This window comes from Nonomuraea sp. NPDC054003 (assembly GCF_055585125.1).
Map to the genome: position 1 here is coordinate 525,568 of NZ_JBVJKR010000002.1, position 25,959 is coordinate 551,526.

Annotated in this window: 24 protein-coding genes; 11 read left to right on the forward strand and 13 right to left on the reverse strand. The window is 72.2% G+C overall.

Annotated features, from left to right (window positions below):
- Positions 1–71 precede the first annotated feature (71 nt).
- Positions 72–1,403, forward strand: coding sequence for an SWIM zinc finger family protein (locus ACZ6YG_RS06645; RefSeq protein ID WP_466017382.1), 1,332 nt, complete (start codon positions 72–74; stop codon positions 1,401–1,403).
- A gap of 51 nt (positions 1,404–1,454) precedes the next feature.
- Here the strand turns inward: ACZ6YG_RS06645 and ACZ6YG_RS06650 are convergent, their stop codons facing one another.
- The gene (locus ACZ6YG_RS06650; protein WP_148032526.1) at positions 1,455–2,567 is read right to left on the reverse strand and encodes a DUF5925 domain-containing protein; all 1,113 of its coding nucleotides are present in this window, start codon (positions 2,565–2,567) and stop codon (positions 1,455–1,457) included.
- 41 nt (positions 2,568–2,608) lie between these two features.
- Complete coding sequence (locus ACZ6YG_RS06655) at positions 2,609–4,126, reverse strand: serine/threonine-protein kinase (RefSeq protein ID WP_466017383.1); 1,518 nt, start codon at positions 4,124–4,126, stop codon at positions 2,609–2,611.
- A 120-nt stretch (positions 4,127–4,246) separates the two neighbouring features.
- On the opposite strand from ACZ6YG_RS06655, the gene mtnA reads away from it, so the two are divergent.
- From mtnA to meaB, 5 genes are all read left to right on the forward strand, one after another.
- A complete protein-coding gene (mtnA, locus tag ACZ6YG_RS06660) occupies positions 4,247–5,185 on the forward strand; it encodes an S-methyl-5-thioribose-1-phosphate isomerase (protein WP_148032524.1) in 939 nt (312 codons plus the stop codon).
- An 82-nt stretch (positions 5,186–5,267) separates the two neighbouring features.
- Complete coding sequence (locus ACZ6YG_RS06665) at positions 5,268–6,044, forward strand: peptidoglycan recognition protein family protein (RefSeq protein ID WP_466017384.1); 777 nt, start codon at positions 5,268–5,270, stop codon at positions 6,042–6,044.
- Positions 6,045–6,099: 55 nt separating this feature from the next.
- A complete protein-coding gene (locus tag ACZ6YG_RS06670) occupies positions 6,100–7,833 on the forward strand; it encodes a methylmalonyl-CoA mutase family protein (protein ID WP_466017385.1) in 1,734 nt (577 codons plus the stop codon).
- The gene (gene scpA / locus ACZ6YG_RS06675; RefSeq protein WP_466017386.1) at positions 7,830–9,968 is read left to right on the forward strand and encodes a methylmalonyl-CoA mutase; all 2,139 of its coding nucleotides are present in this window, start codon (positions 7,830–7,832) and stop codon (positions 9,966–9,968) included. Before ACZ6YG_RS06670 ends, scpA begins: the two co-directional genes overlap by 4 nt.
- A gap of 107 nt (positions 9,969–10,075) precedes the next feature.
- Positions 10,076–11,035, forward strand: a complete 960-nt coding sequence (gene meaB / locus ACZ6YG_RS06680; RefSeq protein ID WP_148032520.1) for a methylmalonyl Co-A mutase-associated GTPase MeaB — start codon at positions 10,076–10,078, stop codon at positions 11,033–11,035.
- 19 nt (positions 11,036–11,054) lie between these two features.
- Here meaB and ACZ6YG_RS06685 read toward each other — a convergent pair whose 3' ends face one another.
- Positions 11,055–12,827, reverse strand: a complete 1,773-nt coding sequence (locus tag ACZ6YG_RS06685) for an AMP-dependent synthetase/ligase (RefSeq protein WP_148032519.1) — start codon at positions 12,825–12,827, stop codon at positions 11,055–11,057.
- Between the two features lie 34 nt (positions 12,828–12,861).
- Positions 12,862–13,050, reverse strand: coding sequence for a hypothetical protein (locus tag ACZ6YG_RS06690; RefSeq protein WP_148032518.1), 189 nt, complete (start codon positions 13,048–13,050; stop codon positions 12,862–12,864).
- 25 nt (positions 13,051–13,075) lie between these two features.
- On the opposite strand from ACZ6YG_RS06690, the gene ACZ6YG_RS06695 reads away from it, so the two are divergent.
- Both ACZ6YG_RS06695 and ACZ6YG_RS06700 read left to right on the forward strand, forming a co-directional pair.
- Positions 13,076–13,606 carry a CGNR zinc finger domain-containing protein gene (locus ACZ6YG_RS06695; protein ID WP_364227437.1) on the forward strand — a complete coding sequence of 177 codons (531 nt, stop codon included), beginning with the start codon at positions 13,076–13,078 and terminating at the stop codon, positions 13,604–13,606.
- 38 nt (positions 13,607–13,644) lie between these two features.
- Positions 13,645–14,622, forward strand: coding sequence for a hypothetical protein (locus ACZ6YG_RS06700; RefSeq protein WP_397197060.1), 978 nt, complete (start codon positions 13,645–13,647; stop codon positions 14,620–14,622).
- 45 nt (positions 14,623–14,667) lie between these two features.
- Here the strand turns inward: ACZ6YG_RS06700 and ACZ6YG_RS06705 are convergent, their stop codons facing one another.
- A complete protein-coding gene (locus ACZ6YG_RS06705) occupies positions 14,668–14,931 on the reverse strand; it encodes a TFIIB-type zinc ribbon-containing protein (RefSeq protein ID WP_148032515.1) in 264 nt (87 codons plus the stop codon).
- 56 nt (positions 14,932–14,987) lie between these two features.
- Positions 14,988–15,839, reverse strand: a complete 852-nt coding sequence (locus ACZ6YG_RS06710; protein WP_148032514.1) for a phosphotransferase family protein — start codon at positions 15,837–15,839, stop codon at positions 14,988–14,990.
- Between the two features lie 431 nt (positions 15,840–16,270).
- On the opposite strand from ACZ6YG_RS06710, the gene ACZ6YG_RS06715 reads away from it, so the two are divergent.
- Positions 16,271–16,414: a hypothetical protein gene (locus tag ACZ6YG_RS06715; RefSeq protein WP_397197059.1), complete on the forward strand. Its 144-nt coding sequence runs from the start codon at positions 16,271–16,273 to the stop codon at positions 16,412–16,414.
- 172 nt (positions 16,415–16,586) lie between these two features.
- On the opposite strand, the gene ACZ6YG_RS06720 is transcribed toward ACZ6YG_RS06715, so the two are convergent.
- On the reverse strand, positions 16,587–17,177 hold the full coding sequence (locus tag ACZ6YG_RS06720) for a hypothetical protein (protein WP_466017387.1): 591 nt from the start codon (positions 17,175–17,177) through the stop codon (positions 16,587–16,589).
- Positions 17,178–17,807: 630 nt separating this feature from the next.
- Between ACZ6YG_RS06720 and ACZ6YG_RS06725 the strand changes: the two genes are divergently transcribed.
- A complete protein-coding gene (locus ACZ6YG_RS06725) occupies positions 17,808–18,701 on the forward strand; it encodes a TIGR03619 family F420-dependent LLM class oxidoreductase (protein ID WP_397197057.1) in 894 nt (297 codons plus the stop codon).
- A gap of 45 nt (positions 18,702–18,746) precedes the next feature.
- Here the strand turns inward: ACZ6YG_RS06725 and ACZ6YG_RS06730 are convergent, their stop codons facing one another.
- From ACZ6YG_RS06730 to murQ, 5 genes are all read right to left on the reverse strand, one after another.
- Positions 18,747–19,412 (reverse strand): response regulator transcription factor, encoded by a 666-nt coding sequence (locus ACZ6YG_RS06730; RefSeq protein ID WP_466017388.1) that lies wholly within the window; start codon positions 19,410–19,412, stop codon positions 18,747–18,749.
- Positions 19,409–20,557, reverse strand: coding sequence for a sensor histidine kinase (locus ACZ6YG_RS06735; RefSeq protein ID WP_466017389.1), 1,149 nt, complete (start codon positions 20,555–20,557; stop codon positions 19,409–19,411). The genes ACZ6YG_RS06730 and ACZ6YG_RS06735 overlap by 4 nt, the downstream gene beginning before the upstream one ends.
- Positions 20,558–20,738: 181 nt before the next feature.
- Positions 20,739–21,164, reverse strand: a complete 426-nt coding sequence (locus ACZ6YG_RS06740; protein WP_466017390.1) for a hypothetical protein — start codon at positions 21,162–21,164, stop codon at positions 20,739–20,741.
- A gap of 530 nt (positions 21,165–21,694) precedes the next feature.
- Positions 21,695–22,915, reverse strand: coding sequence for a serine hydrolase domain-containing protein (locus tag ACZ6YG_RS06745; protein ID WP_466017391.1), 1,221 nt, complete (start codon positions 22,913–22,915; stop codon positions 21,695–21,697).
- A 62-nt stretch (positions 22,916–22,977) separates the two neighbouring features.
- Positions 22,978–23,877 carry an N-acetylmuramic acid 6-phosphate etherase gene (gene murQ, locus ACZ6YG_RS06750; RefSeq protein WP_219544504.1) on the reverse strand — a complete coding sequence of 300 codons (900 nt, stop codon included), beginning with the start codon at positions 23,875–23,877 and terminating at the stop codon, positions 22,978–22,980.
- 57 nt (positions 23,878–23,934) lie between these two features.
- Between murQ and ACZ6YG_RS06755 the strand changes: the two genes are divergently transcribed.
- Positions 23,935–25,047: an exo-beta-N-acetylmuramidase NamZ family protein gene (locus tag ACZ6YG_RS06755; RefSeq protein ID WP_466017392.1), complete on the forward strand. Its 1,113-nt coding sequence runs from the start codon at positions 23,935–23,937 to the stop codon at positions 25,045–25,047.
- Positions 25,048–25,049: 2 nt separating this feature from the next.
- Here the strand turns inward: ACZ6YG_RS06755 and ACZ6YG_RS06760 are convergent, their stop codons facing one another.
- Positions 25,050–25,958, reverse strand: coding sequence for a GNAT family N-acetyltransferase (locus tag ACZ6YG_RS06760; protein ID WP_466017393.1), 909 nt, complete (start codon positions 25,956–25,958; stop codon positions 25,050–25,052).
- Position 25,959 lies beyond the last annotated feature (1 nt).

The window sequence follows — 25,959 nt, forward strand, 5'->3', positions numbered from 1 at the left end:
CGCCGCAGGTCACGCATCGGATGTTTTACGTACTGGCCTGATTGTCGGTCGTGATCACTATCGTCCGGGCCATGACTCAAGCAGTGCAGGCGTACTCCTACGCCGGGGCCTCCACGCTCGCCGACGGCAGGCTCGGCCTGTCGACCTCCGGCGGCACGGCGCTGTCCGGGCCCCACACGCACCCGAGGTTCTTCAGCGGCCTGCTCACCCAGGCCGCCCCGGCCGCGGCCGGGCTGCTGGCGGTGGCCGACGTGGCGCTGGCCCGCTACCACCAGCCGCGCCCCGGCTGGACCCGCGACCCGGTGGTGACCTGCGACGGCGACCGGCTCAGGTTCGAGTCGTTCTCCGCCTGCGGCGGCGTCTACGCCCGGCTCGACGTGACCGCCCTCGACGGCGAGGTGCTCGACCGCGGCACCACCAACGTCGACGTCAACGGCCCGCTGCGCGAGTCGCTGCGCCGGGTCGGCGGCCGTGACCCGCTCCACCTGGGCGTCGGCCCCGACGAGCTGACCGTCACCACGCTCGACGGCGCCGTGGTGGAGAAGAAGGTGCCGCTGCCGACCCGGTGGCTGCGCGGCTTCGCCGAGGTGCAGGTGATCGCGGCCGGGTTCGACCTGCGGGCCGAGCTGAACGGGCCGCAGGCGGTGCGCTTCCTGCGCTCGCTGCCGCGCCGGGCGCGCGGCGCCGTCTGGGCCGCGCCCGCCGGACGCGACCTGCGCCTGGCCGCCGGCCCCGGCCGCGGCGCCGTCTGCCTGTCGGGCACCGGGCGGATCGTCACGCTCATGCCGCTGCTCAGGTTCGCCAAGGCGCTGCGCGTGTACGGCCCCGCGGGCGACGCCGAGCACCAGGCGAGCGCGTGGGAGCTGGAGCTGCCCGGGATGCGCTACACGCTGGCGGTCTCGCCGCAGCCGTGGCGCGGCTTCTCCGGCGAGGGTCAGGTGCTGGAGGACCTGGCCACCGACGAGGCCGCCGGCGACGCCGACCTGATCGGCATGCTGCTCAACTTCGAGCCCGCCGTGGAGATCGGGCTGCTCGCCGACCGCTCCGGCCTCCCGCCCGCGCGGGTGCGCGCCGCGCTCACCCAGCTCGGCACCGCCGGCCGCGTCGGGTACGACCTGCACGACGCGTCCCACTTCCACCGCGAGCTCCCGTACGACCGCGACCAGGTCGCGGAGCTCAACCCGCGGCTCACCGCGGCCCGCGCCCTGGTGGAGTCGGGCGCGGTGCGGCTGGAGGGCGACCACGCGGAGGTCACCACGCCGGGCGGCGTCCGCTGGGTCGCGGTCGGGCCGGGTTCGTGCACCTGCGAGTGGTGGTTCGACCACCGCGGCTCCCGCGGCCCGTGCAAGCACGTGCTCGCCGCCAGGATCGCCGCCCGCGCCACCGTGGAGGCCCCCGTCTGACACGGCCCCGGGTTCAGGGGTCCGTGTCGCCGTGTCGTAGGGCCGGCCGGGCTACAGGTAGAGGCCGGTGTTGTCGTCGGAGGCGGCCGGGGTGAAGGTGCGGCCGGTGCGGAGCGCGTACAGCTCGGCGAGGGTCGCGCCCGACGGGCCGATGCCGTCGGAGGAGCCCAGCCAGGCGACCGCCTCCTCGCGCGACAGCGGGCCGACCTCCAGCTGCGCCAGGCAGCGGCCGGGACGCACGACGGCGGGATGCAGGCGGGTCAGGTCCTCGTTCGTGGTGATCGCCACCAGCACGTCGCGGCCCTGGCCGAGCAGGCCGTCGGTCAGGTTGAGCAGCCGCGACAGGCCCTGGCCCGCCTGCGACTTGGCCGACGCGCTGATCAGCTCGTCACAGTCTTCGAGCACGAGCAGCCGCCAGCGCTGCTTCTCGTCCTCGTCGTTGTCGTAGCCGACGGCCACCTCCATCAGGTAGCCGGGGTCGTCGAACAGCCGCTCGGGGTCGAGCACGCAGTCGACCTGACACCAGTCGTGCCACTGCTTGGCCAGCGTGCGCAGCAGTGTCGTCTTGCCGGTGCCCGGCGGGCCGTGCAGCAGGAGGAGGCGGCCGTTCACGTCGCCGGGGGTGATCGTCATCAGGTCGGCCAGGCCGCCGCGCACCCGCTCGGCGTAGTTGCCGCTGATCTGGTCCCACGGCTGGGCGGTGATCGGCTTCTCCGACCGGTTGCCGCCGTGGGAGCCGCGCCACCAGAAGCCCATCTCCACGTGGTCGGTCTCCGGCGCGGCCTCCTCGGCGCCGGCGACGCTCTCCTTGAGCACGGTGCGGGCCAGGTCCTCGCTGATCGCGCTCACGCTCAGGGTGGCCGAGCGGTTGCGGTGCCTGATCACCCGCAGGGTCCAGCCCTCGCCGCAGATCAGCCGCGACTCCATGCCGTCCTCGACCATGGCGGTGCGCACCACGCGGCCCTCGGCGGGGCGCAGCGGCGCGTCGGCGCGGACCCGCTCCAGGCTGGCGACCCGCGACCACGGCTGCAGGCCCGTCGCGAACGGCGACAGGGCCAGCGCGTCGATCACGTCGACGGCCGAGTCGGAGTCGTCGAGCCAGATGTTCATGGGAAGCTCGGCGTCTTCCGGGCTGGGGAACGGCACCTCCCTGATGACAGACATGGGGTCTATGATCACATCCTCGGGTGCGCGTGTCGAAAACTTTAACCTGCTCGCTTCAGCTCACCGTCACTTTTTCCGCCCATCGGCATGGTCAGCCGGTAATCCGCCTCGTTGTCGTCGGTGCGCTCCAGCGTCACCCGCATGCCGCCGGCGCTGTCGTACACCGCGCACAGACCGCCCAGCCCGCCGAGCCGGAACGACAGCTTCTTCTCCGACACCTCCGTCACCTGGAGTGTGCCGGTCTCGCAGCCCGCGTCCTCGCCGGGGGCGTGCCAGGTGCCGGTGCTCTCGCCCTCCTCGAGGGTGATGGCGACGGGTTCGTCCTCGAACTTCCTGTCCAGCATCTCGCTGTCGGCGGTGCCCTCCCACGTGCCGGCGAACGCGGCCGGGATCCGCAGGTCGCCCCGGCCGCTCTGAGCCGGTGAGCGGGTGGGCTCCTGACGCACGGGCTCCTCGGCCTGGGTGGACTCTCCGGCTCGGGTCGGCTCCCCGGCCGGGGTCGGCTCCCCGCTCGGGGACGGCGGGACCGTCGTGGAGACGGTGTTCTGAGTGGGAAGGGCGGCGGAGTCCCTCGCGCCGAGGTACGTCCACAGCAGCGCCGCGCCGCCGGCCGCCAGCGCCACCACCACGGCCAGCGCGCCGACCAGCACCGCCCTGGAGCGCCCGCGCCCGGGCCCGGTGGTGAGAGCGGGGGCCCCCGGCCCTGTCCGATCCACCCTCCGCCCTTCGCCAGCACCCGTCCCGGTGGGGCCGTCGACCGGGCCGGGGGAGCCGGGGTTGACCAGCTGGACCATCAGGGAGGGGGCGGTGGGGCGCAGGGCCGGGTCCTTGGCGAGGGCCGAGGCGATGGGGCCGCGCAGACGCGGGGGGAGCGGTCGCAGGTCCGGTTCGGTGTGCAGGACGCGGTGGAGCACGGCGGGGACCGTGTCGGCGCCGAACGGGCTCACCCCGGTCGCCGCGAACAGCACGGTCGCCGCCCACGCGAACACGTCGGAGGCCGGGGACGCCGGGGCGCCGCCGATCTGCTCGGGCGACAGGTAGGCGGGGGTGCCGATCAGCCCCGACGTCATGGTCGCCGCCCCCTCGGCCCTGGCGATGCCGAAGTCGACCACCCGCGGCCCGTCCGGCCCCAGCAGCACGTTGGCCGGTTTGAGGTCGCGGTGCACGATGCCGGCCGCGTGGATCGCCGCCAGGGCCGTGGCCGTGCCGATCGCCACCCGCTCCAGGTCGCCGCCCGCCAGCGGCCCCCGGTCGCGCACCCGCTCGAACAGCGAGGGGCCGTCGATGAACTCGCTGATCACGTACGGGCGTGGCCCGTCGGTCGAGGCGGCCAGCACCCGCGCCGTGCAGAACGAGGCGATGCCCTCCAGGGCCGCCAGCTCGCGCGCCAGCCGCGCCCGCGTCTCGCGGTCGCCCGTGCTCAGCAGCTTGATCGCGACCGGCTCGCCGGCCTCGGAGTGCGCCAGGTAGACGACGCCCTGCCCGCCCTCGCCGAGCCGCCCGGCCAGCCGGTAGCCGCCGAGCTCGGCCGGATCGCCGGGCGTCAGGGGAGTCGCCATGGTTCGTTACGTTACAGGTCGCCCCGGTTCGCCGGTATGGTGATCGATCTCTCCGCCGGGGGCGTCGGGGTGCTCGCCGGGCGCTGATCCGTACCTGGAAGCTGCGCTAGCGTTCGGCGGGTGAGGACCATCGACTGGGTGGACGGCGCCGTCGAGCTCGTCGACCAGACCCGGCTGCCCGACGAGTGCGTGACCCTGCGCGTCGAGACCGTGGACGAGCTGGTCGGCGCCATCCGCCGGCTCTCCGTGCGGGGCGCGCCCGCGCTCGGCGTGGCGGGGGCGCTCGGCGTGGTGCTGGCCCGCGGCGACCAGGATGCCGTCGCCCGGCTGCGCGCGGCCCGGCCCACCGCCGTCAACCTGGCCTGGGGCGTCGACCGGGCCGCCGCCCGCATCCCGGAGGGGCCCGAGGCGGTGCTGGAGACGGCGCTGCGCATCAGGGACGACGACATCGCGGCCTGCCACGCCATGGGCGAGCGGGGCGCCGAGCTGCTCGAAGGCGACCGGCTGCGCATCATGACCGTGTGCAACACCGGCGGCCTGGCCTGCGTCGAGCGGGGCACCGCGCTCGGCGTCGCGCAGACCCTGCACGAACGCGGCAGGCTCGCCGAGGTCCTCGCCCTGGAGACCCGCCCCCTGCTGCAGGGCGCCCGGCTCACCGCCTGGGAGCTGGCCAGGATGGGCGCGCCGCACCGCCTCGTCACCGACGGCGCCGGACCGTACCTGCTGGCCAGGGGAGGCGTCGACGCGGTGCTGATCGGCGCCGACCGGATCGCCGCCAACGGCGACACCGCCAACAAGATCGGTTCGTACGCGCTCGCGCTCGGCGCGGAGCGGGCCGGGGTGCCGTTCATCGTCGTCGCCCCCGAGAGCACGATCGACCCGGCCACCCCGTCGGGCGAGCACATCGAGATCGAGGACCGCGGAGCTGACGAGATCGTGGCCTTCCGCGGCACGCGCGTGGCTCCCGAAGGCACGGACGCGCTCAATCCCGCCTTCGATGTGACACCACATGACCTGATCACGGCGATCGTGACGGAAGAGCGGGTCATCCGGCCATAGGTAAAATCAACCGAATATCCTCACCTGAATGAGGGAGGACGTTACGCTGAGTGTTCAAGGTGACGTCTTCCGGGAGTAAGTCATGGCCATTGACTTGATCAGCAGGAAAGCGTGGGGTGCCCGATCGCCGCGCGGGAGCCATACCCGGCTCGACTCGACCAAGGGCGTGAAGGTCCACTACACCGGCGGGCGGGTCGACCCCCGCATCGTCGACGAGCATGACCGTTGCACGACCCTGGTCCGCTCGATCCAGAACTCGCACATGGACGGCAACGGCTGGATCGACATCGGCTACTCGTTCGTGGCGTGCCCGCACCGGAAGGTCTTCGAAGGCCGAGGGCTCAACCGGTTGCCCGCCGCCAACGGCTCCGGGCTCAACCGGGGCCACTACGCGGTGCTCGGGTTGGTGGGCAACGCGGGGCTGTTGGAACCGCCTGACGGGATGTTGCACGCGATTCTGGACGCCATTGACCATACCCGGCAGAACGGGCGGGCGGGCGATGAGATCAAGGGGCACCGTGACGGGTACGCCACCGACTGCCCGGGCGGGCCGCTGTACGCGTGGGTCCGCCGGGGCGCGCCCCGGCCCGACGGCGGGGGCAACGGCGCCCCTGAGCCGCCGGGCGTGCCGCCGTTCCCCGGCCGGCTGCTCAAGTACCCGCCGGTGACGCGCGGCGACGACGTGCGCACGTGGCAGGCCAAGATGGCCGAGCGCGAGTGGGAGATCGACGTGGACGGCGCGTACGGGCCCCAGTCGCGCGACGTGTGCCGCCGCTTCCAGCGCCAGCAGAAGATCGACGACGACGGCGTAGTGGGCCCCGTCACATGGCGGCGCACGTGGGAGGCACCTCAGGGGTAGGACTGGGGCCGACCCCCGGTTACCTCGTAAATCAGCCTATGCGTACTATCCGACCATGGATCTGGCTGCGGGGTTTCCTTCCACCTCGCGCGACGACTGGCGGGCGTTGGCCATAGCGGTGCTGCGCAAGTCCGGCGTCGACGCGGAGACGCCCGAAGAGGCGCTGTCCCACTCCACCTATGACGGGCTGGCTGTCGCACCGCTGTACGACGCCGCCGACCTGCCCGCGTCCGCGCCGTTCGAGCGCGGCTCGCGACCCGCCGGCGGCTGGGACGTCAGGCAGCGGCACGCGCTGCCCGACCCCGAGGCGGTGATGGCCGACCTGGAGAACGGGGTGACCTCGCTCTGGCTCGTCGTCGGCGACGGCGCGATCCCGGTGGCCGAGCTGCCCGGGGTGCTGAAGGGCGTCTTCCTCGACCTCGCGCCGGTCGTCCTGGAAGCGGGCGAGCGGACGGCCGAGGCCGCCGAGGCCCTGCTCACGCTGGCCGGTGACACCCCGGTCCAGGGCAACCTGGGCGCCTCGCCGCTGAGCCCCGAGGCCGCGGAGCTGGCGGCCCGGTGCGCCGCCGGGCATCCCGGGCTGCGGGCCGTCACGGTCGACGCCACCCCCTACCACGACGCGGGCGGCGGCGACGCCGAGGAGCTCGGCTGCTCGCTCGCGCTCGCCGTGGCCGGCCTGCGCGCGCTCACCGCCGCCGGGCTCACCGTCCAGCAGGCATGCGACCAGCTCGAGTTCCGGTACGCCGCCACCGACGATCAGTTCGCCACCATCGCCAAGCTGCGGGCGGCCAGGCGGCTGTGGGACCGGGTCACCGAGGTGACCGGCGCCTCCGGGTCGCAGCGCCAGCACGCGGTGACCAGCTCGGCCATGATGACCGGCCGCGACCCCTGGGTGAACATGCTGCGCGCCACCGTCGCCTGCTTCGCGGCCGGGGTCGGCGGCGCCGACGCGGTGACCGTGCAGCCGTTCGACGCGGTGGTCCGGCCGCCGGACGCGTTCTCCCGCCGGATCGCCCGCAACACGCAGTCGCTGCTGCTGGAGGAGGCCGGCGTCGGGCGCGTGGTCGACCCGTCGGGCGGCTCCTGGTACGTCGAGCGCCGCACCGAGGAGCTCGCCGGGCAGGCCTGGGCCTGGTTCCAGGAGATCGAGGCGGCCGGCGGCATCGAGGCCGCCGCCGAGCTGGTCGCCGGCCGCGTCGCCGCCACCCGGGAGCGCCGCGCCGCCGACCTCGCGCACCGCCGCCTCCCGCTCACCGGCGTGAGCGAGTTCCCCGATCTGGAGGAGAAGCCTCTCAACGGAGCCTCCTCCTCTGGACCGTTCCTGGCGTCCCACTCGCCCGCCGCCCTCGCCGCCGGGCTGCCGAAGATCCGGTACGCGCAGGAGTTCGAGGAGCTGCGTGACCTGGCCGACGCGCAGGCCGAGCGGCCCAAGGTGTTCCTGGCCACGATCGGGCCGGTCGCCGTGCACACGCCGCGGGCCGCGTTCGCCGCCAACCTCTTCCGGGCCGGCGGGCTCGACACCGAGACCGCGGGCCCCGGCGCCGATCCCGAGCAGATCGCCACCGCCTTCGCCGTCAGCGGGGCCACCGTGGCCTGCCTGTGCTCCAGCGACAAGCTCTACGGCCAGCACGCCGAGGCGGTCGCCGCCGCGTTGAGACGGGCCGGCGCGCGCACGGTCTGGCTGGCGGGGAAGGGTGACTATGACGGCGTCGACGGCTACGTCCACGCCGGCTGCGACGCGCTCGGCGTCCTGCGCACGACCTTCCGCGACCTGGAGGTGACCCGATGATCCCCGACTTCTCGACCGTCCCGCTCACGGCCCGCTCGTCCGGGGGCGACGGCACGGGGCCTGACGCCCCCGCCTGGGAGACGCCGGAAGGGATCGCGGTCAAGCCGCTCTACACCGGCCGCGACCTCGACGGGCTCGACTTCCTGGGCACCTACCCGGGGGCCGCGCCCTACCTGCGCGGGCCGTACCCGACCATGTACGTCAACCAGCCGTGGACCATCCGCCAGTACGCGGGCTTCTCCACGGCCGCCGACTCCAACGCCTTCTACCGCCGCAACCTGGCCGCCGGGCAGAAGGGCCTGTCGGTGGCCTTCGACCTGGCCACCCACCGGGGCTACGACTCCGACCACCCGCGCGTGGCCGGCGACGTCGGCATGGCGGGGGTGGCGATCGACTCGATCTACGACATGCGCCAGCTCTTCGACGGCATCCCGCTGGACCGCATGTCGGTGTCCATGACCATGAACGGGGCCGTGCTGCCCATCCTGGCGCTCTACATCGTGGCGGCCGAGGAGCAGGGGGTGACGCCGGAGCAGCTGGCCGGCACCATCCAGAACGACATCCTCAAGGAGTTCATGGTACGGAACACGTACATCTATCCGCCTGCGCCGTCGATGCGGATAATTTCGGATATTTTCGCGTACACCAGCGAAAAGATGCCGAAATTCAACTCCATCAGCATTTCCGGCTACCACATCCAGGAAGCCGGGGCCACCTGCGACCTGGAGCTCGCCTACACCCTGGCCGACGGGGTCGAGTACCTGCGGGCCGGGATCGCCGCCGGGATGGACGTCGACCGGTTCGCGCCGCGCCTGTCGTTCTTCTGGTGCATCGGCATGAACTTCTTCATGGAGGTCGCCAAGCTGCGGGCCGCCCGGCTGCTCTGGGCCAAGCTGGTCGACGGGTTCGGCGCGAAGAACCCCAAGTCGCTGAGCCTGCGCACGCACTCGCAGACGTCGGGCTGGTCGCTGACCGCGCAGGACGTGTTCAACAACGTCGCGCGCACCTGCGTCGAGGCCATGGCCGCCACCCAGGGCCACACCCAGTCGCTGCACACCAACGCGCTGGACGAGGCGCTCGCGCTGCCCACCGACTTCTCCGCCAGGATCGCCCGCAACACCCAGATCCTGCTCCAGCAGGAGTCGGGCACCACGCAGGTGATCGACCCGTGGGGCGGCTCCTACTACGTCGAGCGGCTCACCCACGACCTGGCCGAGCGCGCCTGGGAGCACATCCAGGAGGTGGAGGCGGCGGGCGGCATGGCCAAGGCCATCGAGGCGGGGCTGCCCAAGCTCCGCATCGAGGAGGCCGCGGCCCGCACCCAGGCCCGCATCGACTCCGGCCGCCAGCCCGTCATCGGCGTCAACAAGTACCGTCCGGACGCCGACGAGCCCATCGAGGTGCTCAAGGTCGACAACAGCGCGGTCCGCGCCCAGCAGCTGGAGAAGCTGCGCGCGCTGCGGGCCGAGCGGGACGAGGCCGCGGTCGGCCGGGCGCTCGACGCGCTCACCCACGCCGCCGCCAACCCCGGCCCCGACGCCAACCTGCTCAAGCTGTCGGTGGACGCCGCCCGCGCGAAGGCCACCGTGGGCGAGATCTCCTCCGCGCTGGAGAAGGTGTTCGGCCGGCACGCCGAGCAGGTCCGTACCATCTCAGGTGTGTACCGCGACGAGGCGGGCCCGGCCGCCGACATCGAGCGCGCCCGCGAGGCGTGCGCCGAGTTCGAGCGCGCCGAGGGCCGCAGGCCGCGCATCCTGGTCGCCAAGATGGGCCAGGACGGCCACGACCGGGGCCAGAAGGTGATCGCCACCGCCTTCGCCGACCTGGGCTTCGACGTCGACGTCGGCCCGCTGTTCCAGACGCCGGAGGAGGTGGCCAGGCAGGCGGTCGAGGCCGACGTGCACGTCGTCGGCGTCTCCACGCTCGCCGCCGGGCACCTCACCCTGGTGCCCGCGCTGAAGAAGGCGCTCGCCGACCTCGGCGCCGAGGACGTCATGATCGTGGCGGGCGGGGTCATCCCGCCGGGCGACTTCGACGAGCTGCGCGCCGCCGGGGCCGCCGCGATCTTCCCGCCGGGCACCGTGATCGCGACCGCCGCCCTGGAGCTGCTGGAGGATCTGCGCGGGCGGGCGTAGCGCTTTCCGCGTGACACCGCCCCGGCATCCGAAGTGCCGGGGCGGTGTCATTGCGGCGTGGGCGAAGATGTCAGGCTGTAGCCGGATCTGCGAGGAAGGGGCGTGGCGTGCGCTCGCTGGAGGACTACGTTCGGGGCGTCAAGGCGGGGGCGCGGGCCTGGGTCGCCCGTGCCATCACGCTCGTGGAGTCCACCAGGCCCGACCACCGGGCGATGGCCCAGGAGCTGCTCGTCGAGCTGACCCCGCTCACCGGGAAGGCGCGGCGGGTGGGCATCTCGGGAGTGCCCGGGGTGGGCAAGTCGACGTTCATCGACGGGTTCGGCACCATGCTCACCGGGGAGGGCCACCAAGTCGCGGTGCTGGCCGTCGACCCGTCCTCCACCAGGACCGGCGGCAGCATCCTCGGCGACAAGACCCGGATGTCGAGGCTGGCCGTCGACCCGGCCGCGTTCATCAGGCCCTCGCCCACGTCAGGCACCCTCGGCGGCGTGGCCAAGGCCACCAGGGAGGCGATCGTCGTGGTGGAGGCGGCCGGGTTCGACGTGGTGCTGGTCGAGACCGTCGGCGTCGGCCAGTCGGAGACCGCGGTCGCGGACATGGTCGACACGTTCCTGCTGCTCACGCTCGCCCGTACCGGAGACCAGCTGCAGGGCATCAAGAAGGGCGTGCTGGAGCTGGCGGACGTGATCGCGGTGAACAAGGCCGACGGCGAGCACGCGCTCGCGGCGCGCAAGGCCGCGCGCGAGCTGGCCGGGGCGCTGCGCATGCTGCGCTCCGACAGCGCGCCGCCGCCCGTGCTCACCTGCAGCGGCCTGACCGGCGACGGGCTGGAGGAGCTGTGGCGCCAGGTCCTGGCCCATCAGGAGGGCCTGGACCTGGCGGACAAGCGCCGCCGCCAGCAGGTGCGGTGGACCTGGACGATGGTGCACGACCGGCTGCTGGCCGAGCTGCGCGACGACCCGCGGGTGTCGGAGATCCGCGACGGGATCGAGCGCGAGGTGCTCGCCGGCACCCTGACCCCGTCGCTCGCCGCCGACCGCCTGCTGGCCGCCTTCAAGCGCTCCTGAGGACCCTGAGGACTGTCGCCTACGCCTGGCCGTCGTAGAAGGAGTCGAGGGTCTCGCCGTAGCGCTCCTCGACCGCCTTGCGCTTGACCTTCAGGCTGGGCGTCAGCTCGCCGGTCTCGACCGCGAAGTCCTGCGAGAGGATCGAGAACTTCTTGATCGTCGCGTAGCTGGCCTGGTCGGCGTTCACCTGGTCGACCGCCTTCTGGACCTCCTCGCGCATCCGGGGGTGCGCGCGCAGCTCCTCCGGGTCGGTCGGCAGGCCCTGGGCCTCGGCCCACGGCCTGGTCACGTCCATGTCGAGGGTCATCAGCGCGGTGCAGAAGTTGCGGCGGTCGCCGTGCACGAACACGTGCGAAAGGTACGGGCACGCGGCCTTGATGCGGCCTTCCAGGTGGGTCGGCGCGACGTACTTGCCGCCGGAGGTCTTGATCAGCTCCTTCTTGCGGTCGGTGATGGTCAGCCGGCCCTGGTCGTCGAGCTCGCCGATGTCGCCGGTGTGGAGCCAGCCGTCCTCGAGCGCCTCGGCGGTCTCCTCCGGCAGGCCGTGGTAGCCGCGCATGATGCCGCGCCCGCCGATGAGGATCTCCCCGTCGTCGGCGATGCGCACCTCCGTGCCGGGCAGGGGCTGGCCCACCGAGCCGAACTTCACGTTCGCCGGGCGGTTGAGGAAGCTGCCCGCCGAGGACTCGGTCAGCCCGTAGCCTTCGAGGATCGTCAGCCCGGCCGCGTCGAAGAACTCGGCGATGTCCTGCGACAGCGGCGCCGCCCCGGAGATGAAGTAGCGGATCCGGCCGCCGAAGCGGGCGCGCAGCTTGCTGAACACCAGCCGGTCGGCGATCGCGTACTCGATCTTGGTCGTCAGCGGGATCGGGGCGCCGTGCTGGCGCGCCCGGACCACCCGGACGCCGGTCTTGCGCGCCCAGTTGAAGATCTTCAGCTTGGCGCCGCCCTCGCGCTGCTGGGTGGCCGCCACCGTGTTGTGGATCTTCTCGAAGATGCGCGGGGCGGCGGCCATGAACGACGGCTGCAGCGCGCCCAGGTTGTCGGCGATGCGGTCGAGCCGCCCGTCGATCGCGGTCGGCGTGCCGATGTCGATCATCACGACCTCCAGCAGCTTGCCGAACGAGTGGGACAGCGGCAGCCACAGGAAGTGGAGGTCGTCGGAGGTGATCAGGTTGAGCTCGCGGACCGCGCTCGCCGCGTACAGCCAGTTGTCGTGGGTGAGCTCCACACCCTTGGGGCGGCCCGTGGTGCCGGAGGTGTAGATGAGCGTGGCCAGGTCGGCCTCGCCGATGGCGTCGACCATGGCGTCGTAGTCGGCCTCGGCCGCGGCCTTGCCCGGCACGTCGTCGAGCTTGATCACCCAGCCGTCGTCGCTCGCGGTGCCGTCGATCACGATCACCTGCGTGACGTCAGGCAGCTCCTTCTGCACCGAGCGCAGCTTGGCCACCTGGTCGTCGTTCTCCGCGATGACGATCGAGGTGCCGGAGTCGTTGACGACGAAGGCGCACTCGGCCGCGGTGTTGGACGGGTAGATCGTGGTCGTCGCCGCGCCGGTCGACAGCACCGCCAGGTCGCACAGGATCCACTCCAGGCGGGTGGAGCACAGGATGGAGACCCGGCGGTCGGGGCCCGCGCCGAGGGCGGCCAGGCCGAGCGCCAGCTCCCGGACCCGCTCCCCGGTGGCGCGCCAGGACAGCGACGTCCATCCGTCGCCTGACGGCGTCCGGTACGCCTCGGCTTCGGGGGTGGCCGCGATCCGGTCGCGGAGAAGAGAGGGGATGCTGGACATAGCCTGACCTCCTGTGGGGGTGTTGCAGCAGACTCTAGGACGAGTGCGCGCCTCCAGTCGACGGGCTGCGCCCCCGGCCCCCCGAGGTCCTGCCCACGAGGCACGACGTGCGTACCTCCCAGGCGCCGCAGGCGCACCGCAGATACGACACCACGCCGTCGGAGGTGGCGTGGGTGGAGACGAGGGTCAGGGCGAGCGGGTCATGGAGGTGTCTGGAGTCCATGCCCCCAAGGTGATGTAATGGTCTTGTGCATTTCAACACTTACGGCGGCAACGGGGCCGCGCTCTCGGCGGCCCTGGTCAACGCCACCGACTTCCGCCCGGGGCCGCTCGCCGGGCTGCTGACCGAGCACGAGATGCTGCGCACCGCGATGACGCCCGCCCAGGCGGGGGAGATGGAGGCCTGGGCTCTCCGCCTCGACCCGGTCTTCGGCGAGCCCGAGGTCGCCAAGCAGATCACCCTGGTCAACGACCTGCTGGAGATCACCGCTGCCAGGCCGTTCGTGAGCACCCACGACGGACTGACGCCCCACCTGCACTTCTCCTCGACCGAAGGCGACATCGTGGCCAGGGCCAAGGACACCACCGCCGGCGGCCTGGCGATGGCCATCTGCTTCTCCGACGGGCGCAGGCTCGGCCGCTGCGACCGTGAGGGGTGCCGCACCGTGTACGTGGACACCTCGCGCAACGGGCGCAGGCGCTTCTGCTCGCTCTCCTGCGCCAACCGGGTCAACGTGGCGGCGCACCGTACCCGGCAGAAGGGACTCACGGGAACGTGAATTGACGTCGGGGGATGAAGCGGGCGATAGTGTGGCAGGTGACTGCCCCTCGGATCTTCACCTGCACGCTCGCCCTGGCGGCTCTCACAATCGGAGCGTGCAGCGCCGCGCCCACCGTCACCGGTGGTGAGACCAGCGCGAGCGGCGTGGCGGGCGGCGACGGCGCGGCGGTCGCGGGAGACCCGTCGACCTCGTCCACCCCCGTGCCCACCGCGCTGACCGCCGACGCCTACAAAGGCGAGCTCGACGGCCGGCGCGACGACATGAGCAAGGCCATCAAGTCCCTGGCCGGCGCCCGCTCACTGAAGTCGCTCGACCAGCGCGTCGTCAAGGCCCAGGAGACCCTCCAGAGCGCCGCCGACGAACTGGCCCGGCTCAGCCCGCCGCCCGAGGTCCAGGCCCAGCACACGGCGTACGTCGAGAGCCTGCGCGAGGTCGCGCTCCAGCTCGGCACGTCGGCGACCAAGGTGGGCAGCAGGGACCTGTGCACCCCGTCCGCCGTCTTCACCGACCTGGACGACCCGCTGACCGCGCTCGGCCGGGCCGGCAAGGCGCTGGAGGACGCCGGCGACTACGAGGCCGACATCGTGTCGGTGAAGGCAGCGGGCAAGAAGAACAGGCGGCTCGGCAACGGCCACTTCCTGCGGAAGGGCGGCTCCGGCGGCCGCAGCTCACTGCAGATCCACAACGGCGGCACCCGCGACGCGGTGATCAGCCTGGTGCGCGGCAAGTCCAAGGTCTACAGCGTGTACGTGCGCAAGAAGGCCAAGTTCAAGATCAACAACGTGGGTGACGGCAACTACCGCATCTACTTCACCCATGGCGTCGACTGGGACGGCAAGAGCCGTTCGTTCACCCGGGAGTGCAGCTTCGAGCGCTTCCAGAAGTCGGTGCGGTTCAAGACCACCTACACCGCCACGCAGATCCGCTGGCACGACTGGCGGATCACCCTGCACGCGATCTCCGGCGGCAACGCCCGCACCGCGAAGGTCGACCCGGACGACTTCCCGGCCTGATCGCGCAAACGGGGCCTCGCGGTCGCGCGGCCCCGTTCTGACGGATCAGCTGGAGAAGAGCATGCCCACCCAGCTGCGCTGGCGGTGATGCTTGCTGTGGCCGTAGTGGCCGCCGGGCCGGGGCGCGCCCCAGGCCGGGCCGCCCGGCGCGGGCGGCGGAGGAGCGGCGTGGTAGGCCGCCTCCATCTGCGTCAGCGTCTCGAGCTCGCCGTAGTCCAGGAAGATCCCACGGCAGTTGTCGCACTGCTCGATGTGGATACCGTTGCGCTCATACGTCCGCATGTTGCCGCGGCACTTCGGGCACTGCATCTACACGCACTCCTTGGCCTCGATGTCCTGGGTGAAACCTATCGCGCGCGTCGCCGTCACGCTCTGACGATTCTGCTGCACGATTCGACCAACGAATGCTCGACCTCGTCCAGTTCCCTGCCTTCCCGGTGGGCATGGCAGACGGCCACGGCCGCGAGTTGCGCCGTCACCGCCCTGGCGGGCAGGTCGAGGCGGCGCCACGGGTCGTCGCCGCCCAGCGCCGGGCCGCCCGCCGCCAGGTAGGCGCCCAGGAAGCGGTCCCAGACCTCCGGCTCCAGCAGGCCCGCCGCGTACCACGCGGCCGGCCTGGCCAGGTCCCACGCCGGGTCGCCCACGCCGAGGTCGTCGGCGTCGATCAGCAGCCACCGGTCGCGGAACACGAGCTGGCCCAGGTGCCAGTCGCCGTGCGCGAGCAGCCCCGGCCCCGGCTCCGGCTCGGGCAGCTCCGCGAACGCGCGCCGGATCAGCCGCTCCACCGGCCCGTCGCCCTCCATCCGCCGCACCGCCCTGGCCGCCCTGCCAGGGCCGCCGGCCGCGGGCAGCCGCGGCAGCAGCGTGAGAGGCACCGCGTGCAGCCGGGCCAGCAGCCTGGCGCCCTCCTCCCAGGGGGCGTCATCCGCCTCCTCCCGCCTGATCGGGCGGCCCGCCGGCCACACCGTCACGGCCCGCCCCGACACCGTGAGCACGTCGGGCACCAGCGGCGCCAGCATCACCCCGGCCAGCGCGGCGGACGCGCAGGCGCGTAATCGCGCGCGCAGGCCGGGCACGTCCTCACGGACGGCGTGCGCCTTCACCACCACCTCGCCGCGCCGCACCACCACCGAGTCCGAGCGCGTCTGGTGACGCACCGGATCGCCGCTGCCCCCGTACGTGCCGGCGACCCCGGCCAGCTCCCCCTCAAGACCCACGCGTACAGAGTATTCGCCGGTGCGGGGGCGAGTGCGATCGGACGCCACCGCCGGATGGGGCCAAACCCCCGGCAGGACCTGCGGTTGCGGCGGCCCGCCCACGTTCGGTGTGTGCCAGTCGAAGCCTGCGGATGCCGCTGGTTGCGGAAGGTGCGTGGAATGACCTTGCGGCTCGTGGCCACGGCTTCCCTGGCGATTGCACCATGACGCGAGCCGCCCACGACAGCACCAACACGGCGCGCAACCATGCGCCGTGCCTGCGGGAGCGCACCCGCACGCTGTCCGTCCGGCAGGCACCCGCCGATCAACAAGCCCCGCAGCCGCACCGTGGATCATCCGGCGGCGAGTCACGGGCGTGTCGGAGCTGGTCGACCTCGCAGGCGCGCCATCGTGTGCGCTTGACGCCGCCGCGGTGCCGCGTGGCAGGCGCCGTGCCTCCGACCAGCGGACGGCCCTGCGTGCTCTGCGCGAAGACCCCGATGTACTGGAACTCCGCGCTGGTGGATCACCTGGACGCGGTGCTCGCCGCGGCAGCGGCCGGCCTAGGTGAGCTGGTGAAGGGGGCGCTCGGGTAGGAGGACGGTGGAGGACGAGCCGCCGAGCTTGACGCTGGCGCGGTGCGCGTGCGGTGATCGGAATCTGTGGTGGGACGCGAAGGCGGGGTTCTTCGTGTGCGGGTCGTGTGGGAATCACGTGAGCGGGGTCGAGGGGTGGGCCTGGTCGCGGACGAGGTGGGGTGACGTGCTGTCAGGTGCAGGGCAGGATGTCTTTCCGGACGTTCGTCGGGTCCCCAAGTATGAGTGGCAGCTCGCCTCCGGCCCATTGAGAAAGGCTGATCGGCTTGTTCCCATCACTCAGATCCCAGACGCCCACCGAGCTCTTCAGATCCCAGACGCCCACCGAGCTCTTCAGATCCCGGACGTCCACCGAGCGCCCTTCCGCCACGGCCAATCTGACCTTTTGTCCGGGGTCGTACGAGTTGCTTCTTGAAGGGCCGGGGCTAAAGGGAATGGGGACGGTGACTGATGCCTCGCTGCAAGCATCGATCATGACCGAGTAGATGTACGTCCCCTCAGCCAGGTCTGAAGATGTGGCCCTAACCCACAGCTGGGCTCGGCGAGGGTTGGCGTTGCGGATGTTGTAGTGAGCTCCCCCGACAGATGGGCCGCCCGAAACATCGAAGTTTCGGATGAACGCCGTTCTCGCGTTGGCTTCTTCCTCGGCCTTGGCTCTCTCCTTCTCGCGCTTGTCCTCAGCGCGTTGCGCGAGTGCGTCGGTCCGCTGTTGTTCGCTGATCTCTAAGGCGTTCATGGAGATGAGGAGCGCGGGGATGGACATGAGGCCAGCTAGGACGGTGGCGACGGCGGCCCATGCTTGGACGTTCCAGCGGACGTCTCGGACACGCCGCCGCGGACGCGGCCGGGGGCGAGCGGCGAGTCGTGTGGTGGTTCGCGCGAAGGGGCGTGGTGCGGTGCGCAGGATTGGTGTTCGCCGTGGCGGCTTCCGTCCCATACCCCATTGTGTTGCTGGGGGCATCTGATCGCGTGGCGTAGCGGGAGGAGGTGGTGATCAGTGATGAAGGTCAGCGGCTGGTGCACATGTCGCCTGGCCCGTCCGTGCTGCGCCGGGTGGTGGAGGGCTGACCCGCTTGATCGCGATTACGTGACATGAGGACGGAAGCGTTCTTGCCACGGCCGCGCAGATTCTGCCGACGATCCTGATCGCGTTGCTGCTGGAGTCTTGGTTCGTCATGCGGTTCATGCGTGGCCTCCGGAGGCCCGGAACGAGGGTGACGTCCAAGGGACTAGCCTGCGGCTTTCACGGCGAAGGTCACGTCCGTGGACGTGACCCAGGACGCCGCTACGGAGTATGCGCGCAATGGCCGCACCGGTGGACCGTGAGTGTCGATCCTCCTCCCAGGTCATGAGCCCCTCTGGGGGAGGAGTGCGGGTCGGTCAGACTAGGGGCATGAGAATCGGATTCGCCGTGCCCCAGTCAGGGGCGTGGGCCACGCCGCAGGCCATGCGCACGATCGCCACCCGGGCGGAGCGGCTCGGATACCACGAGCTGTGGACCTTCCAGCGGATGCTCTACCCGGTGGGGCACGAGATGGGGCCCACCTATCGCAGCGTGCACGATCCGCTGATCACGCTGTCCTACCTGGCCGGCGTGACCGAGCGGATCCGGCTCGGGGTGGCGGTGGTGAACGCGTTCGTGCAGCCGGTGCCGCTGGCCAAGCAGCTCGCCACCCTGCAGACCCTCTCGGGCGGCAGGCTGACGGCCGGGCTGGGGCTCGGGTGGGTGGAGGAGGAGTTCGAGGCGGCCGGGGTCGGCTTCGCGCGGCGCGGGCGCAGGGGCGAGGAGTTCGTCGAGGTGCTGCGCAAGATGTGGGGCGACGAGGTGGTGGAGCACCGGGGCGAGTTCTACCGGATCTCGCCGTCGTACGCCGACCCGAAGCCGTCCCCGGCGCCGCCGATCCTGCTGGGCGGCACGGCCGAGGTGGCGCTGCGCAGGGCCGGGCGGCTGGCCGACGGGTGGGTGAGCTCCAGCCGCGAGGACCTGTCGGGCATCGCCGGCCGCATCGCCCTGGTGAAGGCGGCGGCCTCGGAGGCGGGGCGGGACGCCGGGTCGCTGCGGTTCGTCTGCCGGGGCGTCACCCGGGTGCGGCCCGAGCCGGGGGAGCGGCGGCGGCTGACGGGCACCGTGGAGGAGATCAGGAGCGATGTCGCGTGGCTGGCGGAGCAGGGCGTGACCGACCTCTTCCACGACCTCAACTTCGACCCGCACGTCGTCACCGCCTCCCCTGACGAGGCACTGCGCCACGCCGAGGACCTCCTGGAGGCCCTCGCCCCGTCCGCCTAGCCGTCCCGAACATGCCCAATTCGTATGCTGTGTCGCACGGCGATGTCAGGCGCCGGGCCGTATCAGGCCGCTCTCGTAGGCCAGGATGACCAACTGGACCCTGTCGCGCACGTTCAGCTTGGCGATGGCCCTGGTGATGTGAGTCTTGGCAGTGAGCGGACTGATGACGAGGCGCTCGGCGATCTCTTTGTTGGAGAGTCCGAGCGCCACGAGCTTGACCGTCTCCAGTTCCCGGGAGGTGAGGGCGGCCAGCCGCTGCCCCGCACCGGGCGTGAGGTCCTGCCGGTGGGCGAACTGCTCGATGACGCGCCGCGTCACGCCTGGAGACAGGAGCGCGTCTCCGCCGGCGACGGCGGCGACCGCCCGGCGAAGTTCGGCGGGTTCGACCTCTTTGGTGAGGAAGCCGCTGGCTCCGGCGCGTAGGGCGGCGAAGACGTGTTCGTCGGTGTCGAACGTGGTGAGGATGACGACGCGACAGCCCAGAGTGGCCGGGTCGGTGACGATGCGGCGGGTGGCGGTGATCCCATCGGTGCCCGGCATGCGGATGTCCATGAGGATCACGTCGGGGTGGGTGCTCGCGGCCAGCCGTACGGCTTCGTCGCCGTCCAGGGCTTCGCCGACGACCGTGATGTCCCGGGAGCGGGCCAGCAGGCTGCGGAAGCCGGCCCGTACGAGTGCCTGGTCGTCGGCGATGAGCACCTTGATCGTCATGCCGTCGAGCCTGCCACAGGGATGTCGGCCCGCACGGCGAAGCCGCCGCCGGGGACAGGTCCTGCGGTGAGTGCGCCCCCGAGTGCGCTCACCCGCTCGCGCATGCCGGCCAGGCCATGGCCTTCAGTGACATCGGTGCCGCCCGGGACGCTGCGGCCGTTGTCGGTGATCTCGACGATGATCGAGCGAGGCTGGTAGCCGATCGTCACCTTGGCTTCGCTCGCCCCGGCGTGCTTGAGCGTGTTGGCGAGGGACTCCTGTACGACACGGTGAACGGCGATGGCGGTAATGGCGGGGACGGCCGCGCGGTCGCCGTGCTCGTCGAGGGTCACCTCGAGTCCGGCGGTGCGGGCGTCGGCGATGAGGGTGTCCAAGGAGGCCAGATCCGCCTGGGGCGCGGTGTCGCCGGGATTGTCACGCAAGATCGTGATGAGGGAGCGGAGGTCGGCCATCGCCCGGTTCCTGACATCCTTTGCCAGGCGTAGCGCGGCGGCGGCCGCTGCCGGGTCCTCCTCCAGCGCGTCGGCGGCGACATTGAGCTGCACGCCGACGACGGCCAGCGTGTGGGCGATGACGTCGTGAACCTCGTGCGAGACGCGCAGCCGTTCCTCGGCGGCGTGCGCACGGCTGTCGGTTTCGCGCAGCCGCTCGCGCCAGCGCATCGCGGCGGCGTAGGTGAGGCCCGCGGCGACGAGGATCGCCAGGAGCAGTCCTTCCCCCGCGACGTGGAGCACGTAGTGGGTCGGGTTGCGGTCCAGGACCGAGCGGAATTCGACCGCGGAGTAGACCAGTTGGGCCAGGCCGATGGCGGCCACCCAGCGCACGCGCGGTGTGGTGGCGGCGGTGAAGTAGGCGACCGCGGCCGGCCAGATCCAACCGGCGGGAGACCAATGTCCGGTGAGGTGATAGACGAAGATCCCGCCGATCGACAGCAGCAGCACGGTCATCGGCCAGCGGTGTCTGACCAGCAGGAGTGCTCCGAGAAGCAGCCCGAGGGGGATCGGGCCCTGCCAGGGGTTTGGCACCCCGGTGGCGAGGGCTACGGCGACGAAGAAGACCAAGGTGAGGGCAGCGAGCGTGATATCGGTGATCCGGGCAAGGTGCCGGACAGGAGCGGGTTCGCGCCGTGGGGGCGGCTCGGCCATGCGGAGGCTCTTTCTCGAGGGGCGACAGGTGTAACACGAGGCTGGGGCGTACCGGACGGCGTCGCCCAGGTGGTGACATGGGCGACGCCGTCGTGGTGTTCGGCTTCCGTAGTCGCGTGGACCGGCGGGCTCAAGGACTGGGGAAGTTCTGGATCCCCAGCCTGGGTCGGGCAGGTTCGGATCAGACGTGGGTGACCAAGAGGGTCACGCCTGCCTCGCCGCCACAGTCGACGAACACGGGGCCGACGCCGTTACCGATCTTGGGGTGGAGGGTTGCCTTGGCCACGAATCCCTTCGGGTCATCCTTGACGACGCGGATGTTCTGCAACACCGGGTGCTTCCTGTCGAGCCCGGCGAGCACGGCCTTGAGCCCCTTGCCGCCGCCGCAGTGGCCGGTGATCGTCACCTCCTGGCTGCGCTTGGTGGTGGGGTTGGGGCTGACCTGAACCACCGCCCTGGCGCCCTTCGGCGGCTTCGGCGCGGCCATCGCGGCGGTGGCAGCCTCGCCGGCCGTGCCGGCCTGGGCACCAGCCGGCGCGCCGGCCAGTCCCAGCAAACCGGCTGTCAAGCCCAGCCCGGCGATCGCAGTCATCACTCTCTTGCTCATGGCGATTCCTCCCGTTCTCATCCGGCTATCTCGAGGAGAAACGCTAGGCCGGGCCGCAGCGGGAGCGCGTCGTCCGTTGATCGTCACTTGACCTTGCACCGTTCGCTGTACGCGTTACCCCGAAGGGAGTAGGCATCAGGCCTCGACCGGGCGGACGAGGCCGAGACTGTCAGGGCTTCTGGATCGTGGCTCTGAGCGGCCAGGCCGACTCGGAGATGGCGCCCTGCTGGGCGCAGCGCGTGCAGGCTCTCGCCCTTGTTCAGCCGGCGGCGATCTTGCGGGCGGTAGGCCGGGTCCGACAGAACCTTCGCCGCGTGCGGCGTACGGCGTGGCATGCCCCGGCGACCTGGCCATGCGCAGCAGGTCGGGCCGGCACCCGAAGGCGACCGCTGTCATAGTCGCGGTCGCGACCGTCGTGCGCGGTTCGCGGGGGGCGTGGTGTTGGTGAGGGGCGGTTGTCCGCATGGTCGCGACACTCGTACGTGGCTTGCGGGTGGCTGCGTAGCGCGTGCGGGGTTGGTGAGTGGGGTCTAGGAGGACAGGCGCAGGGCTTCGGTCGCGACTGCGGTGCGCATGTCGCGGATGCCCGGGCGGCCGCGTACCGGGTGTACGGCGTTCGTCAGGAGGACCGCCGTCAGCCGGCGGGACGGGGAGACGATCAGGGAGGTGCCGGTGAAGCCGGAGTGGCCGAACGCGTCGTCCAGCGGGCCGACGATGCCCGGGTCGCCGATGCGGACGCCGAGCCCGTGCCGGAACGGCGCGTCGGTCACGCCCTGGTCGCGCAGCATCTCGGCCACGGTGTCCGGGCGCAATGCCGCCCCGCCGCCCAGCCTGAGCGCCTCGCCGAGCGCCAGCACGTCGTCCGCGGTGCCGAAGACGCCGGCGTGTCCCGCCACCCCGCCGAGCGCGTACGAGGTCTCGTCGTGCACCTCACCCCGCACGCAGCCCGGCCCCGGTCGCTCGGGCTTCCACTCGGTGGCGGCGACCCGTGAAAGGTCAGCGGCCCCCTGAGACAGCCCGCCCGCGGGCGCAGGCGGAGTGGGGGAGCCGATCTCGTGGAGCGGCCCACCGCGAGTGCGGGAGCCTTTCTCGTACGGTGGCTCGCCGTGAGTGGGGGAGCCGATCTCGTACGGGGGCCCGCTGTCGGTCGTGGGCTGGGTGGGAGGGCTAAAGACCGGGCGGTAACCCGTGGCCGTCAGGTTCAGGGGGCCGGTCACGCGGGCGCGGACCAGTTGGTCGAGGGGGATGCCGGAGGCCAGTTCCGCCACCCGGCCCGCCATCACCAGGCCCACGTCCGAGTACAGGTACGGCCCGCCCACCGGAGAGGTCACCGGTGTCGAGACCATGGCCGCCATGCGCGCGGCCGGAGAGGCGTCCGGGAGCTCCAGGTCGATGCGGCGGGTGGGCTGGAAACCCGCCGTGTGCGTCAGCAGGCGGCGCAGGGTGATCCGCGGGTCGCGGCCCGGCAGCCAGGCCGCCACCGGCTCGTCCAGGCCCAGCACGCCCTCCTCGGCCAGCGACAAGACGGCGGCCGTGGTGAACAGCTTGCTGATCGAGGCCAGGTCGAAGACGGCCTCGCGGCTCGCGGGCGGCCTGTACTCGGCGAGCGTGAACGCGGCGTCCCGGTAGCGCACCAGCTCGCCGGCGGCCGAGGCCGCCACGACCGCGCCGTCCACGGCGATCAGCGCGACAGCCGCCGGGCACACCCCCGGCACGGCCTCCGCCAAGATCGCGTCCAGCCGATCGGACATCCTCTAGCCCCCCGTACGTCGAATGAACCCAAACCCAGGACCCCCGAGTCGACAGATCCCCGTCAGCCGCTCAGCGCGTCGCTGAGCCGCTCCCCGTGGGAACGCAGCAGCGCGCGGGCGCCCTCCGCGTCCAGCTTGTGCCTGATCATCAGCACCGCCACCTTGGCCTGCCCGCCCGCCTCGGCCAGCGCCCGGCCGGCCGCCTCGTGGCCCGCCCCGGTGATGTCGCTGACCATGCGCACCGCGCGCGAGGCCAGCTTGCTGTTCATCGCCGACATCTCGATCATCTGGTTGCCGTACGTGCGGCCGAGCCGGACCATCGAGATCGTCGAGATCATGTTGAGCACCAGCTTCTGGGCCGTCCCCGCCTTGAGCCGGGTGGAGCCCGTCACCACCTCGGGGCCCACCACGACCTCGATCGGGTGCTCGGCGGCGGCCGACAGCGGCGCGCCCTCGTTGCACGACAGGCTGACGGTGAGCGCCTCCCGGCGGCCCGCCTCCGCCAGCGCCCCCAGCACGAAAGGGGCGCGCCCGCTGGCCGAGACGCCCACCACCGAGTCGAGGGGGCCCACTTCCAGCTCCGCCAGGGCGGCGGCGCCCGCGTCCGCGTCGTCCTCGGCGCCCTCGACCGAGCGGGTGAGCGCTTCATGACCGCCCGCGATGACGCCCTGGACCAGCTCCGGGTCGGTGCCGAAGGTCGGCGGGCACTCGGACGCGTCCAGCACGGCCAGCCGGCCCGACGTGCCCGCGCCGACGTACAGCAGCCTGCCGCCCTTGCCCATCCGCTCGGCGATCGCGTCGATCGCGTCGGAGATGGCCGGGATGGCGAGGGCCACGGCCGCCGGCACCGCGGCGTCGGCCTCGTTCATCAGTCGGGCGATCTGCAGCGTCGGCAGCCGGTCGATCTGGCTGTAACGGGGATCGCTCTGCTCGGTGGACGGCTCTGGTAGCGGATCAATCATGACGCTAATTTCCACCCTCTACTTCTCTCTTGTAAATATCTTTCAGACAATGGGTTCATGTCATACGTACGCACCGGAGCCGAACGGCTGGCCGCGGATCCGTCGCTGGCCGGCGGGACGCGCCTCGGCCTCATCACCAACCCCACCGGGGTCCTGCCCGATCTGACCCCCACCGCGGACGCGCTGCTGGCGGCCGGAGTGCCGCTGACGGCGCTGTTCGGTCCCGAGCACGGCGTCCGCGGCACCGCGCAGGCCGGCTTCAGCGAGGGCGACGCGGTGGACGCCAGGACCGGGCTGCCGGTATACGACACGCACAAGACCGAGGGCGAGGCGCTGGACGAGCTGGTGGAGCGCTCCGGCGTGGACACGCTGGTGTTCGACATCGCGGACGTGGGAGCCCGCTTCTACACCTACGTCTGGACGATGTACGACCTGCTCGCCTCGGCCGCCCGGCTGGGCCTGCGGTTCGTCGTGCTGGACCGGCCGAACCCGCTCGGCGGGACCGTCACCGAGGGCCCGCCGCTCGACCCGGCGTTCGCCAGCTTCGTGGGCCGCTTCCCGCTGCCGCTGCGCCACGGCAGGACCGCGGGGGAGCTGGCCACGCTGTTCGGCTTCGACGCCGACCTGCGCGTGGTCACCATGGAGGGCTGGCGGCGCGACATGACGTTCGCGGCCACCGGCCTGCCCTGGGTGATGCCGTCGGTCAACATGCCCACCCCCGACACCGCGCTCGTCTACCCGGGGACCGGGCTGTTCGAGGGCACGAACTTCTCCGAGGGCCGCGGCACCACCCGGCCCTTCGAGCTCGTCGGCGCCCCCTACGCCGACGAGCGGTTCGCCCCCGCGCTGGCCGCGCTCGGCCTGCCCGGCGTGCGGTTCAGGGAGACGTGGTTCACGCCCACCTTCCACAAGCACGCCGGCCTCCCGGTACGGGGAGTTCAGCTGCACGTGCACGCCCCGGAGGCGTTCCGGCCGGTGCTGACCGGGGTGAGCATGCTGCACGTGGCGCGCACGCTCTACCCGGGGCACCTGGAGTGGCGGGGGCCGGAGCAGTTCATGGACCACCTGTGGGGGTCCGGCAGCCTGACCAGGTGCCTGGACGCCGGGGAGGATCCGCGCGGCCTGTGCGCCGAGCCCGCTCCCCCTGACGGACCTCTCCTCTACGGCTGACTTCACGCCAGTTCGCGCCCGTACAGCCAGAAGACGCGCTCGGCGCGGGCGCCGACGGCGCGCGCGTAGAACCGCAGCGGGCCGACCCAGCCGATCTGGGCGGTCCGCTGCCCGGCCGCGCGCATGTCGGCCAGGCAGAGCCGGAGCAGCACCCGGCCCAGGCCGGTGCCGCGGGCCTCGGGCGCGGTGCCCATCGGCCCGAACCAGGACGGGCGGGTGCCCCAGGCGGCGAAGGCCAGCACGCGGCCGTCGCGCTCGGCGTAGTGCAGGCCGGAGGCGTTGACGGCCTCCCAGGCCCAGGCGTCGTTCCAGTGCTCGCGGGCGAACTCCGCCACCCGCTCCCGGTCGCCGCCGGCCGCGCGGACCTCGATGCCGATCTTGGCCAGGCGCTCCACGTCGGCCCGCACGTCAAGGTCGGTGTCCAGGCCGGTGTCCAGGTCTGCGGTCATGTTCCAGGCCGTGCGGTCGAGCTCGTAGCCGAGGCTCTCGGCCAGGCAGGCGGCGGGCGTGTAGCGCACGTCGATGCCGGGCCAGGCGTAGCAGGGCGGGTTCCCGGCCAGGCGGACCCGCCGGGCGCCCTGGCCGCGCAGCCACTCCTCGGCCGCGCGCAGCAGCGCCCGGCCGCCGCCCAGGCCCTGGTGATCGGGGTGTATGGCGATGAGGTCGACGTGGCCGACGGCCGGGTCCGCGGTGGACATCGACGCCATGGCGAGGCCGCCGCCGGTCACCAGCGCGGCCCAGCGGCGGTTGGCCGGCGGCGCGGCCAGCCTCTCCACCAGCGCCCCGGCCTCTTCCGCGTCATGGACGAGCGCCGCCCGCGCCACCTCGGCGGCCCGCGCCAGATCGGCGCCGCGCAGCTTGCGCAGCACCCGGACCTCTCCTGTCTCCGGGCCGGTGGGGTGGGAGGTCACC